The following is a 17,932-nucleotide window of genomic DNA, read 5'->3' as shown; positions in this document are numbered from 1 at the left end:
TCTGGCGCTGCCAAAAATCAACGCGTTCTTGAGTGGTCATAGCGGAAATCCCAACGTAGATACGATGGGTTTCAGTGTGCCGAGGTGATCTCAGTAAAAACAGGTGCTGATTCAGGGGCGCTTACCATATTGCAATGGCAAAGCAATCAAGTTCCCAAATCCCCCGGCAGGCATATGGTCCTGATTAGGAAATAGACGGTCATAAGAGTCGAATCCAAGTTTTGGATAGCGTTCCATCGCTTTATCGAGGAGACCCGCGCCCAATAAGCGCGCCCTTTGTGCCGACACTAACTCCGAAAAGAAAATCCATACATGGGCACCGTTACCGGAGCGAGATCGCTCGACCAAACAGGGAACTCCCAGCTCCCCACAAACTTCTCTCAGGGCAGCTACGGTAGGTTGCCAATCTGATTTATCAAAGTCGGCGGCCAGAAAGCGGCACATGTCACCAGGCAACAATGGGTAGATCCCGACGGTGCACTTTCCTGTCAAGTGGGCACGCAGTGTTTGGTCGAGCACCGGTAAAAACTTGCGTTGCTGACAGTCACCACATTTGATTTGTGGTTTTAAGCAGACACCAGGTTTCCACTCATTCGCGCAAGCCACCGAGTAACCGGACTTGCCAGCCTTACTCTCCCAGCGAGTAGCAAATACATCGGCTCTTCCGACGAAACGTTCGGCAAACAGGGCAATCTTCTGCTCTGAGGTAAGAGGTGTGCACGATTGTGGCGCCACAGCTGGACGAACAAACTGGGTACGCTGCATTTCCAGGTGCTTTTTCTCTAGCTCCAGTTCAGAAATCTGCTCAACAAGCTGCCGTAGTCGACGCTCTATCTGTTCAATATCCATTACCGATTACCTATGGCTCCTACCAGCCAACGCCACATTCTGATATGGGCACTTAGCATTGTGGTTTGCCCCCATTCTCCCTGTGCCCACTATAGATAGTCAGGAAAAAAACCAATATACTGTATATAAACACAGCAAACTTTGAACTGGTGAAGGTCACCAGTTCGGATGTATGATCATGAACATGAAATCGATACAGAAATCTCGCCGAACAAGTCTCTCTCATTTCTCTGGCCACGAAACTTTTCCCCTGCGTCAAATGTGGCTAAAGAAAGTGTTCGATCAAGCGACAGATGGAGCTCTTATACCTAAGTCAACATTTACTGATGACTCAGCTATTGCTGCGTTTGGCGTTGGGAAGAACATGGTTGCCTCTATTCGACATTGGGCCCTAGCGTGCGGGGTCATGTTCGAGGTTGACGATGGTTACCGCGTTAACTGCTTAGCCAGAGAGATTCTTATAGATCAAGGGCTTGACCCCTATGCAGAAAACCCCTCAACAGCTTGGCTCGTCCATTGGCAGCTTGCGGGCAGATGCTTTCGTTCGACGACATGGCATTGGCTGTTTAACCATGTAACCTCTCCAACCTTCAATCGCCAAGAGCTTGAAGAGCCTTTGGTAAAGTTCGCCCGTGAGCTTGACCCCGGTCATCGCCTATCAACCGCAACGATCTCTCGTGACTTAGATACATGCATTCGTAGCTACGCCCCTCGCTCAACAGGTGGAACACCTGAAGATTTTGCAGAACCACTCTTAAGTGAATTGGGGTTGTTGCAAGAGGTATACAATGGCCAATACGCCTTCCGGCGAGGCCCTAAAGCCTCTCTACACGATGGTATTTTCGCATATGCACTTGTCGATTTCTGGGAGCGCAAAGCGGCAGGCCTGAGTTCTCTGGCATTTGAAACCATCGCTTACGCAGAAGGCTCACCAGGTCGGGTCTTTAAGCTCGATGAAGAGTCGATAGCCCAACGGTTGATCGCTCTCTCAGATTTCACAGGCTCAAAACTTGAATGGACAGATTCCGCCGGTTTAAGGCAAGTCCACCGTAAAGGCTTATCACAGGAAGACATCGAAAACATGGTTAGGCGCGCCTATGAGTGACAATAAGCAACAAACTCTGTCGGAATTTGTCCAGATTTCGCGTCAATACCAGCGTTCTATTCGAGTGGATACCGACATTGGCAGAATAGATGCGTTATCTAGCTACATATGTCATACAACTGCGGAGTTGGTGGTTGACGGGATGTGCAAGCAACTCTCCAACACCAACCAACGCAGCTTCACTTGGACTGGCCCTTTTGGGGGGGGGAAAAGCTCCCTCGCAATTACATTGGCTAGTTCGTTGCATGCTGATAAAAATTTGCGAGCAAAGGCACGCGAAGTTTTGCGCCTGGACTCTCAGTCCACATTCGACGAGTCATTCCCTGTTCGAGATGGATGGCTAATCATACCGGTAGTTGGCCGACGCGGCAGTGTCTTGTCAGGCATATCCACTGCGCTAAAAAAAGCTCAGTGCAAACCAGACGATAAAAATAACCAACTCAACTCCCAAACGCTCATTGCCGAATTACTCAAAGAGTCTAAAAATAGACCACACGATGGTGTGCTAGTTATTATTGATGAGATGGGTAAGTTCTTGGAGGCCTCTGCACTTGGGGCCGGAGATGATGTTTATTTTTTCCAAGAACTTGCTGAGGCAGCAGCACGCACAGAAGGTCGGTTAATTGTTATTGGTGTGCTACACCAATCATTTGTTCAATATTCCGCCAGACTCGGCCTCGACACTCGTGAAGATTGGGCGAAAGTACAAGGCCGCTATGTTGACTTGCCATTCGTAACTGCCAGCGATGAGGTAGTGGAACTTATTGGCCGAGCAATTGAAACTAAGTTAAATCCTGACTGGATGGATAGCGCATCCAAAGTCATCGCTGATGCGATTCGCTTACGCCGTCCCGCTGTGGGGCAAGATTTCGCCAAGGCTCTAGCCAAATGCTGGCCGCTTCACCCTGCTATGGCGGCTCTCATGGGGCCAATTTCCAAAAGACAATTTGGGCAGAATGAGAGAAGCACTTTTGGCTTCTTGTCATCAGTTGAAGCTCACGGCTTCCGCTCATACCTTAATTCAACCCCTGTCAAAAAAGGAACTTGGTATCGTCCGAGTGATTACTGGGACTATCTGCGTTCAAACTTGGAACCAGCTATTCTCGCATCCCCTGATGGACATCGTTGGTCGCAAGCTGTAGAAGCCATTGAACGAGCAGAAGCCAGGACGAATGACCCGTTAATAGTAACGCTGCTCAAGAATATTGCTGTCATTGATTTATTTCGCAATGGTTCAGGCCTAGCTGCTGACTCAGCCATTATCAGCTCACTATTCCATGATACGACGCATGAAGAGCTTGAAGCTGCACTGCAAAAACTTTCTGAGATCCAAGTAGCCCTCTATAAAAGCTATACCAGTTCTTGGTCTGTCTTTGAGGGTAGTGACTTTGATATTGACGCAGCAATCAAACAAGCTCTTGTTACCTCATCAGGCATTGATTACACGCAGCTCAGCAAACTTATGGGCCTCAGACCAGTGGTTGCAAAACGCCACTACCATGCAACGGGAACCATGCGCTGGATGGATCTGAGACTATCCAGTATTGAGCAGACAGAGAAAATTGCGTCTAGTTTTGCACCCAACAGGGGTGAATTTGGGCTATTCATTCTTGCCTTACCAAGCCTGGGTATGAGCATTGATGAAGCAATCCAACGAGTACAAGGTTGCGCCAAGCTTAGGCCTTGGCCCGTAATTGTGGGGATTCCTAGTAACCACTCTCGTATAACTGAACTCTCCTCTGAAATTTTAGCTTTAGAGCAGGTCAAGAAACGGCATGAACTTTCCGGTGATCCCGTCGCTAGGAGAGAAGTTAATGCTCGTTTGGCTGCAGTAAGGGCTAATTTAGAGGAACAACTCCAAACAGCAGTGTCTCTGACATCTTGGTATGACGGAGAGAAGCAGACATCCACCTTTAGGTATGGATTGAAGCTCTCACCAATAGCCTCAGAACTTGCAGAGAATTTGTTCAACAATTCCCTTCCGATTTTTAGTGAACTCGTCAACAGAGATACTTTATCGAGCAGCAGTGTGAAGGCTCGTCGGAACTTGCTGCATGCGATGGTTAGTGCAGAAAACCAAGCCGCTCTTGGGTTTGAAGGATTTCCCGCTGAACGCGGTCTTTACGAGGCACTACTAAAAAGAACAAAGCTGCATCGACAATGCGATTCTGGCTCATGGCAGTTTATGCCTCCTAGGAATGGTGTTGCCAATGACTTTGTATCGATTTGGAAGGCAACCAGATCTTTATTTTCGGATACAAGCATTCAGGTAGGAGCCCACAATATTTACAATTTGTGGAATGCTCCTCCATATGGCTTGAAACAAGGCATCCTACCTGTTGTATTCACCGCGTTTATATTGGCGCACAAAGCTAATATCGCTGTTTACAAGGACGGTATGTTTATACCACGATTCTCTGATTTCGATATCGATGAGTGTCTCCAGGACCCTACTCGCTTCTCGCTACGTTGGGTTGCGATCGATGAAGACAAAAGTCGCCTTCTTGAAGGGATTTCAAGGTTGCTGGCGGAGATCGGTGAAGGCTCAGGTGCCGCTGAACCGCTAGAAGCTGCGCGAGGCCTTGTCGCTATGGTATTCAATCTACCAGAGTGGACTCGTCGTTCTCAACGTTTGAGTGATACAGCTAAAGCAATAAGAGATATGCTTTTAAAGGCAAGCGATCCGCACAGAGTTCTATTCGTCGACTTGCCCTCTCTGCTCAATACATCGAATGGCGAAATATATGTAAATGCTCTACGTGAGCCCTTACAAGAGCTAGCAAGTGCTTATGACAAGATGCTTACGGCAGCTGGAGATAAAATGCTGGAAGCTCTTGATGCCAGCGATTGCGATCTGGAAGCATTACGTGTACGTGCCCGTTCGGTTTCTGGTGTATCAGGTGATCTTAGACTCGACGCATTTGCGACACGGTTGGCAAATTTTGATGGGAGCCCAACATCGCTGGAAAGCATTCTTAGCCTTGCGGCGGAAAAACCCCCACGTGATTGGGTAGATAGACATATTGATGCGGCATATCTTGAGCTTGCAAAATTTGCACACCGATTCCGTGAAACAGAAGCGTTTGTATCCGTGCAAGGTCGTGAGCCCCATAGTGAAGCGATCGCAGTAGTGATCGGTGCCGGCTCGGATACCAAGACGATTTCACGTTCTTTCGCTATACCCGAACAATATCGTCAAACCATTGAAAGAAAAGCGGAAGAAATCACGTCAATGTTGGAAAGTGATGGTTTAAAAACAGAGGTATTATTAGCAATCCTAGCCAAGGTCGGGATGAAACTAGCCTTAGGTGAGAAGGAACCAAACCATGATTGAACGACATGTTCTTGGGATATCTGGGGGGAAGGACAGTGCCGCATTGGCGGTCTATATGCGTGACCACCATCCAGAGCTTGAAATAGACTATTTTTTCACCGATACCGGAGAAGAACTGCCCGAGGTTGAAGAGTTCCTAGGGAAACTTGAGGGGTATTTGGGTAAACCGATTATCAGGTTGAATCCAGGCAGGGACTTTCGATTCTGGCTTCGTCAGTACAACAATTTCCTACCTAGCCCTCAGACACGTTGGTGCACCCGTCAGCTAAAGCTTGCACCATTTGAGCAATGGGTGAAGCCATGGCTTGTTGCTGGGGATATGGTTACGTCCTATGTTGCTATTCGTTCAGACGAAGAGTATCGCGAAGGTTATTCTTCTAAAGCAAACAACCTATTAGTGAAGATGCCATTTCGTGAGGCTGGAATTAATAAGGCCGCTGTGATAGATATTTTAGAAAACTCAGGAATTGGATATCCAAAATATTACGAATGGCGATCTCGCAGTGGCTGCACATTTTGCTTCTTCCAGCAGAAGATTGAATGGGTTCGTCTTCGGGAAAGGCACCCAGAAGCCTATGAAGAGGCTAAGGCATTAGAGAAGGATGCTTTAGAGCATGGGTCACCCTTTACTTGGTCAAAAGGTGAATCTCTGACTGATTTGGAGAATCCAGAGCGTATAGCGGCGATAAAGACGGAATACGAGAGTCGGCGGGCACGGCTACGTAATAATATTCCAATTAATCCATTGAGACCCATAAAGTCCTCACCTGAAGATATTGATGATATTTACGGCATCGATGAAGGGAACGGCTCTTGTAATATCTGCCACAAGTAAGTAGCCCTCCTTGGCTTAAGTGAAATATGTCGACGCTGCCTTATTTAGCTTGTCTTAAAAGGTGTTCAATAGCATCCTCAAGTGTTGAAAAAATGCGATTTGAGCACTGGCGGACCATTTCGAAGTAGCGGCTTACAGTCGCATCTTTGATTTGGTCTACCAAAATAATTTCTTTCCCCAACGCCTTGGCAAAGCCCACCTCCAAAGCCAATGAGTATCCTCCAGGGTTGGTTGATTCCATGTTTGCCAAGATAATGTCAGATTGCTGAATAGCATCCAAATCCCATTTGGTGTATTTGATTGGATCCTCAATGTTGTGGGCGCTGGGATCAAGCAACTCATATATTCCTGTTAAATGAGAAGTTACGAGCACCTGCCACTTAGAGCTGAACCCACCTGCCAAGTAGACTTTGCTAGATGAAAGTATTGCTGACATTGGATTCCTTTTTGAAGTTCATTTCAGCGATCGCCACAGTGAAGGGTGTAGCCATAGCTCGTGAATAAAACACTTCACCCTGTTTGAACAATATCCAGGCGATTACAAAAAGCAACACAGCCTGAACAGGCCAAGGAGCGACTTGTTCATAGGGATACAGCAGTTTCGGGTAAAAAATAATGCAAGCTACGTAGTCAAAGCCAATGATCGATAGAGCAGTCCCTACGCCGTTGCATAGCAGCGAGATGAACATGAACCGTCGACCAAGCGATGCAGCCTCGGCTGAAACGGAAAGCGCAACGCTACGCAAGTCGTTGTAGCTCCAGTCCTGAACGAAACTACCGACTTGCTGTGCTTCCACCCACTTGGAAAACCATACATACGGTTGCCGCTTCTTAAGCTTAACCTCATCTAATCCCTTTAATATTTTCGTCTTTTTAAGCAAAGATTTAATTCCATGATCATACACAGCTATCAGAGTATGACCCAAAGCGAAAAGCAATCCAGCGATCGTGAGAGCTGTACCACTAGAGTTCCCAAGCTTGGAAATCATTTGAAGGTGTGATGGTCCTAAGTGCATTACGACTAAGCCGAGAGCCAATACAGCTCCCGGAACCCAGGCTCCAATGAGGTCGTTGAAGAATTTAGCAAGCGTGTCCATCGCCTCATCAATTTTCATTCATCACCTTCATGATTTTACCTTTGTTATCATCTTGAATAGCCTGGACAGCTGCCTCAATGTCTGCATCAGATAGGAATGGAGCCTGAGCGAAGACCAATCCCTGTTCACCATTAAGCTTCGCAGCCAGATGTCCACGTCCTAGCAGTAATTCTGCCCCAGGCCTGTCCAGCGCAATCTTAGAAGTCGCTTCACTGGACACCTTCAAGATCAAGCGGTTGCCTAAGTTTTCACGAAGCTGCATGGGCATCACATCTTTATCTGGCCGCTGGGCCGCAAAGATCAAATGGATACCTGCCGCGCGGGCCTTTACCCCCAAGCGTTGAACAGCAGCACCAACCGCCGTCTTGTACGCGTCGTCAAGCATCCAATCGGCAAACTCGTCGTGGACCAGAAAGACCATAGGCAGGCGCTCTTCGGCATGCACCTTTGCGTTGTAGGTTGAAAGATCGCGAGCTCTGGCTTGAGCAAAAGAACGATAACGGTCCTCCATCTCTTGTACTAGTGCTCCAAGCACTTCGGAGGCCTTCTCTTTGGTTGTAATGATCTCGTCGCGCATATGCGGCAAATCCGCCAAGGGAGCGTAGTCCACGCCCATCTTGGGATCGATCAAGATGATCTGTGCCAAGTCCTTCGAATTGGTAGCGGCTATGTCCAGAAGCAAGGCTTGGATGAGCACCGACTTGCCACTACCGGTTGCGCCTGCCACGAGCGAATGCGGCTCATGCGAGGAGAGCCCGCCGAATTCGGCTCCGAGGTTCAGATACAGCAGTGCGCCGTTAATCTCTTGCAGCCCCAACAGGAAGGACGTGTTGATGCCAGCGACGTTGCGATTGAGCTCGCGGCACGACCAAAGTTCCCACAGGGAGACAGCCTGACGCTTGGCCCCGGCGACCGTCACCACGATCTCGCCAGGCTTGGGCTGGACTGTGACGAGGTTGATTGCGTGCGTAGTCAGGAGCTGCGTACGTTTGTTCTCAATGTCCTCCACACGCAGCCGGTCGGAGCCAGCCAGGCGCACCAGGCAACCGTTTGGGGTAAGACGAGTACCAATAATCATGGCCTGCAGGCCGTAGCTATTCAGTGCAACTCTGAGCTTTTTGGTAACTTCCTGCGCCCACCCCTCACGCTCCGCATCAGCTTGCGCGCCACCCGCGAACTTAACCGAAACCAACTTAGCAAGCGAAGAGCTAATGTTGGCAGACGCAGGAGATGCCACCGTAGAGGTAGCTTGAGTATCTTCTTCAACCGGAACCATAGAGGCAGGAGGCGTCTCTGTGCTGGGGAGCACAGGCTGAACGGTGTGTGTGGTCTCAATGATCGGCTCTATGGGGCTACTTACAAGCAGCCCCATGGCTGCAAGCCACGGTACCCGTGGAGCTGGCCTCTTGAAACCGTGACCAGCCCAGGGCTGGTGAAAGCCCAGCCCTGCACGCACCTCAAAGCCACTCTCCCCTTTGGCGTAGCCTTCAGTAAGCTTTCGCAAGTCGGGTCGGTCGAAGACCTCTTGCCAAGCCTGGACACCATCAATATCGTCAAGCAGCACTTGAGCGGAAGCGGAGGTAGAACCAGCGTCAGAGGTGTGAACAAAAACCTGCGAATAACCGCGCAGGGAAATCTCCACATCGCCTTCGCGAAGCTTTGCCCTTGCCCTCTCCATCAAGTCAGTCATGCCAGGTGGGATCTCGGCGTCGATGAGCATATCGGCCAAGCGGGCAAGCCACACATCGCGATCGAGACGGCCAGGATCGCCGAAGAGGGCCTCGCGGAACATGCCCAACGTTGCGAGCAGCTGATCCTTGGAGTCGCTGCGCGCCTTAGCTAACCCTTCGGTACCAACATACTTCGACTCAACAATCGTGATGACAACCCGAACCCCCTCTTCGCGCTCTTCGACATTGAGCGCTAGGATGTCCGCGATGCGGCTCTCCGGCTGCGATAGCCAACTTGCATAGTCGTCTAGCAAGAAGTAAGCAGTCAATACTTGCTCCCCACCTGCAGCAGCCTTGAACTCTTCAGCCAGCAAGTAGCGGCTAAGTACTAGGCCAATCATTTCACCAGTGGAAACGCCGCGCTTAGCTGCACGTAAGACAATATCACCGGAGATCGAAAGCGCATCGCGTTTGGCTTTGTCGGCTGCGGCTAGGATTTCGTCACCACTAAGCTTTAGGTTCAGCTCTTCCAATCTCCGGCGGACTAGTACGCTCAGCAACCGTAGTTCGGAAGTCGAGCTGACGATCATGTTGCGACCATTGGTCGAGCCGCGCCGATAACGGACAACTGTGATGTTGTTGTGCAGGAGCTGACGCTTATCCAGCAGTTCGTCGTAAGTCGCAACCCATTCCGCAAGATCATGTGCATCCTTGATCATCCCAGCCAAGAGAGGATTTTGTAGAGAGATGCGCCTAGCCGGGAGGAAATGCTTGTCAGGCAAAGCATCGGTCTGGCGGCAAACAGCAGCCACGGCAGACACATAAGCCCAGCCGGAGGCTGTCTGCCAAGGACAAGTCAAGAAAGAGGTCGATTTTAGCTCATTCTCGCCTGAGACACTGCGATAAGACCAACGAGATGGAGCATGCTCAAGATTGGGCCGGTCATTGGTCCACGGAACCGATAACCATTTGACCTCCGCTGCACGAGAAACCACATCATGCAGAAACGCTACATCGAAGGCTTTGAAGCCTTGTGAATTTTCACGGGGAGTGGACGAAATCGGGGTCACTGAGATACGCAGCTTCGAGATAAAGTTGTCACTGGTCTCACTGACAACCGGCAGCTCTTGATCGTTGCTGGCCTTGTTGACTAGTTCACCATATACGCTGCGAAGCTTAGCCTGATCAGAGTGACGAACCGACACGCTACATTGAAGATTTCCATGCTCTTGACTCGAAGATAGCGCTCGCACAGTCGCCAGAGGTAGTTCGGCAGCATCGGCGTTGTAGAGCACTACACTGAGGTTTGCAGCCTCATGCGGCTGCAAACTGACGTAGCGCTCCAGAAGCTCACGAACCTGCTTAGCGGCAGCCGCTGGATCGACATCAGTCATAGATCCCTCGGAGACTCTCGTAGGAGCTTCCAGCAGGCTATAGCCGTTGAGCGTACTACTTTCAGACACCAATTGAGGAGCACCGCTCATATTGAGGACTGCGATCTCCGGATAAAACGGGTGCGCGATTTCGTCGGAGAGCTCACGCATAAAAATTTCGCGGTCGCCATACAGAATGCTATTACTTGAGAGCAAGTGGGTGGCAAATCCCGCTACACGCTTAGACTTGATCGCCAGCGCCTTCATACGCTCTGGATGCCAAGGTGGAATGATCAAAGCTGGGTTGCTACCTGCCACTCTGGCCGTACCTACCGAGAGCACTTCCATGACAAGCTTGGCGCGGCAAACATCGCCGCGGGCATGGGCCATCAAAGCCGTAAGCAACTTACTGTAGGACTCGGCTTGGCGCATTACTGCCTCACCGTGCAAACCAGTGGAAACAAAGTCCTCCATCGCCTTGATGTAGTCCGCTTCGAAATTGTCCCACGCAGCTCGAATCTCGTCGTACTGCAACTGTACCAATCGACCTTCGTCGGCAAGATCCTTGAGTCGCTTCTTAATCTCAAAGCGCAAGCTGCGAAGTTTATTTGCTGCGGGGACGAGCGAGCCAGCGTTTGTCGAATAAGTCGCTTCCAAGGTTCCAGTATCGATCAGCGACACGTTTTGAACCCCGCCTTTCTTACTTACAAGCCGACGCGAGACTTCTGTGCAACCGACCGCCCCCTTCTCCAAAAGACGACGCATGTCGGCAACCATAGACAAACCTATTGACGTAGGCTTGTAGCTCCATAAAAGCTGGGTCTTGGCCAGAACAGTTTCATTACCTTTGAAGACTTGCACCAATGCGACATCGAATTTGATCTGCAGCGCTATCCGTGAAAGCGAGGAGTTGGGCCGGACCTTACTTTTCTTATCGCTACGCAGCGCCTTCTCTTTGGCGAAGAAATCCTCGTAGTCAAATAATGGGTCAGGCAAGTCTGCGTTACCGAGTCGCTCAACCTTCCAGTCTACTTTTGAGCCCATTAACTCCTTCAAACCCCGATACATCGCCGAGAAGTAGCAGCCAACATCGTAGTTGAAGCGCTCTCGCCACTCCTTGCGGCCCTTAGTAACAGTGAAGCGCAGGATGCGCCCACCTTCAGGATCACATAGTCCAGCATGCAAGCTGTTGACTACCCGCGCGAAGCCGTCGAGGAAGTCGTGGCACTCTATAGGTTTGCCATACAAACCCTTTTCCCATCGAGCACAGAGCTTTGCGTCTTGCTCGAGTAAGCGCCGGTGTTTGACAAAAAACTTCTCATCCTCTTCGTTAAAGTCGGACTGTCGTTCACGTGTCTTCAAGTCCTCTAACTGCTTGCGACTCTCTGTATCCAGAAAATCCTCTTGGTCGCAATCATTGTTAAAGAATTGGATAGTTGAATCGGCCAAACCAAGCTGCCTCTCCCTAGGCTTGTCAAAGGCCAACTTGACGCCATCACCTTCCCACTCGAACTGCGCTAGGGCTGTGACGGCATCAGGATCACCCGCCGGGGCCGTAGTGAAAGCCACCAGGGCCTGGAGCGCGCCTTCGTTGATCTCTGCCGCATTGGCTTCGATTCGCTCTACGAGCTCTTCATCGTCGAGTGGCTGGCCGTTCTGCCGCAGTTTTTTGAGCAACGGTGCCCGCTGAGTGAAAAGCTTAGCGAAGGCGTTCTGCCAAGGCTTGCGTCTTGTCGCGTAGATTTTAGCGTTGGAAAAAAAAGAACTATCCCTTGGTAAACCAGCTTTAGGCAAAGCGAAGCCGATCGCATCGCGGATGGGTAGTCCTCGCATGGAGATAGCTTCAACAATATCGGAACAGAACTCGCTAAGTTGCACCAACGAGAGTTCAGAGGAAGAAAGCAACCCACCAAGTGCGGCATGGAACACGGCGCGGTCCTCTGAAACTGGTGAGAGGCCGCCAACATGAAGGGTCGCTTCGACCCAAGGTTCAGAGTCGGTGCGAATTTCCTTAGCGCCGATAGCCATTACATGACCAAGTGTATCGGCGAGATTATGCTCATTGCCGTTTGCGGTCAGGATCGCTGTCTTGGCAGTCACCGCGTTGTTGCGCACATAACCGGCGTTATGAGAGATCAAAATTTCCGAGGGCAAACCTTGGCCCTCGACTAACGTTCCCGGAATCATAAGGTCCACATGATCCGATAAATCCGGGTTGGCAAGGATCGCACGTGCCACGGCTGCAATCTGGCTGGCTGATAGCTTATCAAGTCGGAAAAGAGCTGCCGAATCGCTCAACTGGCCAGGATTGGAAATACGCTTGGCGAGAATGATCGCGCCAACACGCCCAATGATACGATCGGTCAGCATGCAGCCTCTCCCTTGAACGCGAACGGGTTTTCAACAAACGAGCATGAATCGGAAAGCCTGCGGACCAAACCCAAACCATTGAGTCTGGCTTCCAGATTGTCCCTGTTTTCACAGAGCTCCACTTGGTCGACCAACTTGGCGTCAACCAAACGAGCACCTTCGGCGTCGCCGAGAACCAAGCCATAACGTCGTTTAACTTCTGCTAGAAATTCGTCGAACTGCATACGGTCGTCAACGACTGCAACTACGATTGATTTGAGGAGATGGTCGTTGGGCGCATAGCGAATGCGTCGCGAGAGCCTGCGGGAACTGAGCCCTATCGCTCGCGACCAAGACGCATGTATCTTGCCTACATGCTGCCCATGCCGGTAAAGCGCGCGTTTAACTAATTCCTCCACAAGGTCATCCGCATTTTTACCTGCGTAGTCCTCATCACCCAAGCCATCGGTGGGCGGCCACTGGAATTGATCACACATGAGCTTGATGCGCTCTGCGTCGGAAAATTCACTTGATGCGGCCATACACCACAAGGGGTCTTGCCGAATAGCTTCAACGTGGACGCGAACGGCCTTGGCTGGTAACCCCTGATTGTACTGGTAACTATCGCCCGATAGCGCACGAACCTTTGTACGCTCCTTGGAGACAATTTCGCAGACAATCTCGACGGGATCATCATCCCCAGCAATGCGCTTCGCCCGCTCAAGGAAGTAGAGGAGCATGTTTAGACCGGATATGGTGATGATATGCTCCAACGCATCGTAGATTGGCATATCCTTGGCGAGAATGGACAACCAGTCTTCGCAGATTTGGTCAAAACGCGCACTGGTGGTCTCTGGCAAATAGCCCAGTGGGCGCGGATCATCGGCACACTGCGGTTCACCTTGCAGAGCAAGGGCCAGCCTGTTCATCGGGGTCTCACGATCAAACAGCCTCTTAACCAAAATCTCGCCCAATAGCGCACCCTTTTGTGCCCGTGTGAGCATCAAATAGAGCAGTTCACCCGAGCGCGCAAAGAAACGTCGATCATTACTCATATTGCCGCGTGAGTCGATTTCCAAGTCCTCATAGAGGGCATCTGGGCCAAAGGGGAAAACGAACTTCGAGCTCCAACGCTTGTTGCTAAAGGATTCAAAAGAGGATGACCTCAACAGCTCAATAGCTTTGGCAAAATCGTCAAAGCTGGAGAACGAGCGCCGAAGGTAGGCCATATCATTATCACCATTACCCGTTTTTCCCTGGTCAAACCTCTCAAACCACTCCTTCCACTTATCCTCGTCTGGCAACGTACTATCAGCGATAAACTCAACGTAAGGATTGTTGAACAAAAGGCCCCGCAAGCGGATCTGCCGCTGAGGCTGAAACTTGATCGTACCCTCCATACCCTCGTGGGCGCGTAGCGGATTATCCAAGTTCGAACCAAGCACACCCAAGAACTCCAGCACTGTCAGATGTGGAAGCTGCTCGTCATAGAGCCGATGTCCCCAGATGTTCTCGTCAACGCAAAAATCGACGCGCTTGATCACCGGTCTCTTAATAATCTCGTTCATACCCCCCTCTCCACATTCACAGGACGAGTAAAGGCGCGGCCGCCCGGCTCTATATCGATGAAATTAAGCGTCAGCGAAGAAGTGTCGCTGTAAATTTCTTCGTCATCTTCGGCAAATCCCACCTTACGCACGAGCTCCGCTTTGCGCAGCAGCTTGGCTTTGAAAGCCAGCAAGTCTTCAAGGCATTCGTTGGAAAAGCTCGCTGGCAGCGCACCATTGGCAACACGTGAGAGAAACTCATGACGGATCGGCGTAAGGTCGAAAACGACGGAATGGCCGAGGCTAGGCGACAGCGACACTTCAAGCTGCGGTCGGCCGGTTTCTTCATCAAGTTTGATAGCCATCCCCATCCCCCTATGTCTGTGTGAGGATGTCTCATGCTCGCAAAGAACGCTGACTCTGCTTTGGGTTAAGCCACCTGAGCTTGCAATGAAAATGCGGTCTACATTCTCCAATAGCAAACCAGTAATAACTCGGTTGAGCCCCTTTGTTATGCACCCACGGGTTTTTTCACTAACAGGCACCTTAGCTTTGAGTGCTTCAATGATCTCCAAGTAGTCACCTGCAAAGCAAAAGACGGTCATCGACCAATAAAGATATCCGGGATTGATTTCCGGCAGAGTGAAATAGAGCCTTCGCCGCTGGGCTTCGAGCATATCCAAGAATTCGGAAGCCCCCCCCTCCAAACGCATACCTTCATGCCCTTCTAAATAGGCGTCCTGTGCCGCACGAAACTCTACGCTCGCACCATAAATAGGGTCATTACCCACTAAGAGCTCAAAGTCAGCTTGTAGTCGAGAATCGTCCTTGCCATAGACCAAGAGTCCATCAACTGCGTTAGTGGTCTCCACACCCACACCGAAGCTGGCCATAGCCCTAAAGACCGGCCGATCTGAAGCCCTACGCTTGGGTAAGTTAGATCCAAAAGCATTAGCGTAAATATTGGCCTTACCGATATTCATCCCCTCTTGGATCTTGGCCACATCCGCACAGGTCATCAGGTTCTCTTTTGCCTCCTTGGCGTCCGAGTAACCAAGGACAATGTTCGAGCACAACGCCAATAAATCACGCACAGGAAGATGTAAACCGTTGAGCCGTGCGATCTCAACCAGATCGCCTAAGCGACGCGTAAACTGCCTACCGGTATCCTCGCCAAGTAACCTACGACGGTTCTCGTCTATAGGGCAAACCTTACCGTTAGCAATCAAAAAACAGTCTTTACAGTTGTTCCATTCAGGGTGGCCTGCTACCACCTTAACAACTTCGTCCAAAGTCTCTCGGGTAGTGCTGCTGAGATCGAAGACGGAAAGTCGAACTGGTGCCGAGCTGGCTTTGAGGAAATGGTCTTGCAGTGGTTTGCGCAGTGGATGAACTCGTCCTTGACGCTTTCCCAAATCACGCAGGCGATCAAGAAGTTGCCCATGGTTTGCCGCCAAGATAATGACTTCGGAGTCGTCACCTCCGAGCACTGACTTTTCCAACCGTAGCAGAGGTAGGTCACTCTCCTCGCCGTTGAACTCAGAGAGATCCTTAATGAATACAACCAGTCGGCCATCATTCAATGACAATTCCTTCACATTACCTTTGCTCGCCCATTCCTTAGAATCACCACCGAGACGAGTCCATAAAGCACGGCAGTGATAAGTCTTCCCATCACCAGCCGTTCCTGCGATTAAGACAGAGCCAGGAACCTTGGACTCGATGTGATGAACCATTTTATCGAGCTGCGGTGTTGAAAGTCGGATTGGCTGAACTTTTGCTCTGCCAATTGCACCAACCACATATTCGTCAAACATTGTTAAATTGTTCGATGACGGGCCATAGCTACGCAGTAACCTAACCCATGCGCTAGCGGGTGGAACGCGGCTCTCGGTTTGGCATTGGGAAGACGAATTGCTCATAATCGCGCGCTCTCCTTGGGCTTCTCGCTTTTTAGGGCGCACAACAATGCGCACATAGTGTTTCCCAATTTTACAGGGCTGACACTGGTAATTACTGTGAACTGACTGGTAGCTGACATCTTCATCTCTGCGGGGATGGGGTAATTCTGCTTCTCGATGCAGCCCCCCCACGGTGCGTAATCATTCTTGTAAAAAACAACTGCTCTCTTACACAGGACCTGTCACATCCAGCTACGCTCACCGCCACGTTCGAGCTGGATTTCGGCGGCATGGATATGGCGAACCTGACAGCGTCGGTTGTTTGTTGGCCAGATTCATCTTGGTGATATGACGCAAGCATGCCCGATAGGCAGACTCATGCAAGCAAAGACAGATTCAGAGACTATCATTTCATTTGTATGCCATATAGTGTCAGCGGTTTGCCACTGCCATTGTTTTATGCTGATGTTCTCATTCTGGAAGGCGTTGGTCACCTGCCAAATAGGTATACAAGCCCAGTTTCAAAATCTGTTTCTCTATGTTCAGTCTGCCAGACGACCACCGCGCTCAGTGAGCTCCTTAATCGAAGAACTAACGACATTGTGCAAAACGGCAACCCATGCATCGTGGTACTCCTTGTCAGTTCTCAATCTCTTATCATCTTTCCCCTCCTCAACCTTAGTGGTTTTGTTGGGATGCTTGACGACTCCAAAAACACTGCAATGTTCATCGATAACATCGGCATTCCAATGTACTCCCGCATCCGCGCAGCTCTGCATTACAGAATTGAACCCGGCTTCCGAGTCACCATGGAATCCGAAAACCCTTGTACTTAACGTATGTTTTGGCCGCAGATCCTCGATGTCGACCTCAATAACCATGAGAGGCCATCCGGAATAATAAAGCTGAGCAACGTGAAAGACTCTTGGCTTACCGGTTTTCTTGTTGATGTATGCTCCCTTGCCGTTACACGGTTTTGGTAGCTCGCAACAAGTCGTTGATATGTGCTGGTAACCGACTTGAGAGACAAGATCGGCGATCACCATTTTAAATAAATTGAATCTCTCCGTAGCCTGAGCCAGCTTGATCTCATGGTCAGAGTCGTCGCGATTAAACCCATAGTCCAACTCTTGAGCAGAACCTTCTTCAGTCGCATGTCCGACCCCAGCCTCACTAGGCGCGACGTTGCTATCTTCTTTCACTATGGGCGACACTCGTTTCAATTCTTTCCCTGGTTGTACACGCACATACATCCCAGATCCAAAAGTGAAGCTGAAGCCTATTTCACTGACAACATCGAGCTTTCGACCAATCTTGGGTATTTGAGGAATGTTTAATTGCGGATCAGGATCTGGCCTGTTTATCTCTGGGCGCTTCCCTCCGACTGGATCGATGCTGATAGCCTCACGATGACTGGGATGATATATATCTACAGGTTTTAGGTATTCAAAGTAGGGGTTGTGCAGTCCAATGATCTCATCCGCATGGAATAAAGCTGGATCACTTTCACTGAAAGCGCCGAACATAGCGATGTTCCATCCTTTCAAATTTGGGGGAATAAAATCAAAATTCCATTCTGATGTTTCCGAGTCGAGCAGTGACTGATAGATACTACCGAAGCTCCTTCTTGCGTCTTTGTCAAACAGGAGCCAGACAAGATGATGTTTTGCTTTGTTGGAGCGAAGGTTGGTCAGTGGGTAATCAGACATTCTATTAAACCGAATGGTACTGACATCTCCACTTTCATCCTGACTCTTATACACAAATATTGTGAACTGATTGGCACTTTTCCCGATTTCCAGGATCTGATCTCCTATGTGACTCCCGAACATGGTAACGATCATGCTAACTTTTGCTCTTCATCGTGCGGCC

General features: G+C 50.1%; 10 protein-coding genes. 3 read left to right on the top strand and 7 right to left on the bottom strand.

The genetic code is table 11. From position 1 onward, the window contains the following. Positions 1 to 111 precede the first annotated feature (111 nt). Positions 112 to 849, bottom strand: a complete 738-nt coding sequence (locus tag GWQ22_RS18180) for a hypothetical protein (protein WP_275931181.1) — start codon at positions 847 to 849, stop codon at positions 112 to 114. A 172-nt stretch (positions 850 to 1,021) separates the two neighbouring features. On the opposite strand from GWQ22_RS18180, the gene GWQ22_RS18175 reads away from it, so the two are divergent. Genes GWQ22_RS18175 through GWQ22_RS18165 form a run of 3 tightly spaced genes read left to right on the top strand, consistent with a single transcriptional unit; the run spans position 1,022 to position 6,123 of the window. Continuing rightward, positions 1,022 to 1,954, top strand: a complete 933-nt coding sequence (locus tag GWQ22_RS18175; protein WP_275931180.1) for a DUF4007 family protein — start codon at positions 1,022 to 1,024, stop codon at positions 1,952 to 1,954. Next, entirely contained in the window at positions 1,947 to 5,288 is a 3,342-nt protein-coding gene (locus tag GWQ22_RS18170; protein WP_275931179.1) for a hypothetical protein, read from the top strand. Before GWQ22_RS18175 ends, GWQ22_RS18170 begins: the two co-directional genes overlap by 8 nt. Next, positions 5,281 to 6,123 (top strand): phosphoadenosine phosphosulfate reductase family protein, encoded by an 843-nt coding sequence (locus GWQ22_RS18165; RefSeq protein WP_275919819.1) that lies wholly within the window; start codon positions 5,281 to 5,283, stop codon positions 6,121 to 6,123. The genes GWQ22_RS18170 and GWQ22_RS18165 overlap by 8 nt, the downstream gene beginning before the upstream one ends. Before the next feature lie 40 nt (positions 6,124 to 6,163). On the opposite strand, the gene GWQ22_RS18160 is transcribed toward GWQ22_RS18165, so the two are convergent. The 6 genes from GWQ22_RS18160 to GWQ22_RS18135 all read right to left on the bottom strand — a co-directional run bounded on the left by GWQ22_RS18160 (position 6,164) and on the right by GWQ22_RS18135 (position 17,904). After that, entirely contained in the window at positions 6,164 to 6,559 is a 396-nt protein-coding gene (locus GWQ22_RS18160; RefSeq protein ID WP_275919818.1) for a nucleoside 2-deoxyribosyltransferase domain-containing protein, read from the bottom strand. Beyond that, positions 6,537 to 7,238, bottom strand: coding sequence for a hypothetical protein (locus GWQ22_RS18155; protein WP_275919817.1), 702 nt, complete (start codon positions 7,236 to 7,238; stop codon positions 6,537 to 6,539). Before GWQ22_RS18155 ends, GWQ22_RS18160 begins: the two co-directional genes overlap by 23 nt. Next, on the bottom strand, positions 7,228 to 12,633 hold the full coding sequence (locus tag GWQ22_RS18150) for an FtsK/SpoIIIE domain-containing protein (protein ID WP_275931178.1): 5,406 nt from the start codon (positions 12,631 to 12,633) through the stop codon (positions 7,228 to 7,230). The genes GWQ22_RS18155 and GWQ22_RS18150 overlap by 11 nt, the downstream gene beginning before the upstream one ends. Next, the gene (locus tag GWQ22_RS18145; protein WP_275919815.1) at positions 12,627 to 14,180 is read right to left on the bottom strand and encodes a hypothetical protein; all 1,554 of its coding nucleotides are present in this window, start codon (positions 14,178 to 14,180) and stop codon (positions 12,627 to 12,629) included. Before GWQ22_RS18145 ends, GWQ22_RS18150 begins: the two co-directional genes overlap by 7 nt. Next, positions 14,177 to 15,976 (bottom strand): hypothetical protein, encoded by a 1,800-nt coding sequence (locus GWQ22_RS18140; RefSeq protein WP_275919814.1) that lies wholly within the window; start codon positions 15,974 to 15,976, stop codon positions 14,177 to 14,179. Before GWQ22_RS18140 ends, GWQ22_RS18145 begins: the two co-directional genes overlap by 4 nt. 626 nt (positions 15,977 to 16,602) lie before the next feature. Beyond that, on the bottom strand, positions 16,603 to 17,904 hold the full coding sequence (locus tag GWQ22_RS18135; RefSeq protein ID WP_275931177.1) for a Tn7-like element transposition protein TnsE: 1,302 nt from the start codon (positions 17,902 to 17,904) through the stop codon (positions 16,603 to 16,605). Between the last annotated feature and the right edge of the window lie 28 nt (positions 17,905 to 17,932).

Origin of the sequence: Aeromonas sp. 1HA1 (genome assembly GCF_029237385.1) — a bacterium.
Taxonomy (GTDB): Bacteria; Pseudomonadota; Gammaproteobacteria; order Enterobacterales; family Aeromonadaceae; genus Aeromonas; species Aeromonas popoffii.
Note: the sequence above shows the minus strand (reverse complement) of the source record. Positions and strands in the feature narration are given on the sequence as shown.

Bases quoted from the DNA above. Each gene is read 5' to 3' on its own strand.
- GWQ22_RS18150 (WP_275931178.1), bottom strand. From the start codon at position 12,633: ATGCTGACCGATCGTATCATTGGGCGTGTTGGCGCGATCATTCTCGCC.
- GWQ22_RS18135 (WP_275931177.1), bottom strand. From the start codon at position 17,904: ATGATCGTTACCATGTTCGGGAGTCACATAGGAGATCAGATCCTGGAA.
- GWQ22_RS18175 (WP_275931180.1), top strand. From the start codon at position 1,022: ATGATCATGAACATGAAATCGATACAGAAATCTCGCCGAACAAGTCTC.
- GWQ22_RS18155 (WP_275919817.1), bottom strand. From the start codon at position 7,238: ATGAAAATTGATGAGGCGATGGACACGCTTGCTAAATTCTTCAACGAC.
- GWQ22_RS18165 (WP_275919819.1), top strand. From the start codon at position 5,281: ATGATTGAACGACATGTTCTTGGGATATCTGGGGGGAAGGACAGTGCC.
- GWQ22_RS18170 (WP_275931179.1), top strand. From the start codon at position 1,947: ATGAGTGACAATAAGCAACAAACTCTGTCGGAATTTGTCCAGATTTCG.
- GWQ22_RS18180 (WP_275931181.1), bottom strand. From the start codon at position 849: ATGGATATTGAACAGATAGAGCGTCGACTACGGCAGCTTGTTGAGCAG.
- GWQ22_RS18145 (WP_275919815.1), bottom strand. From the start codon at position 14,180: ATGAACGAGATTATTAAGAGACCGGTGATCAAGCGCGTCGATTTTTGC.
- GWQ22_RS18160 (WP_275919818.1), bottom strand. From the start codon at position 6,559: ATGTCAGCAATACTTTCATCTAGCAAAGTCTACTTGGCAGGTGGGTTC.
- GWQ22_RS18140 (WP_275919814.1), bottom strand. From the start codon at position 15,976: ATGTTTGACGAATATGTGGTTGGTGCAATTGGCAGAGCAAAAGTTCAG.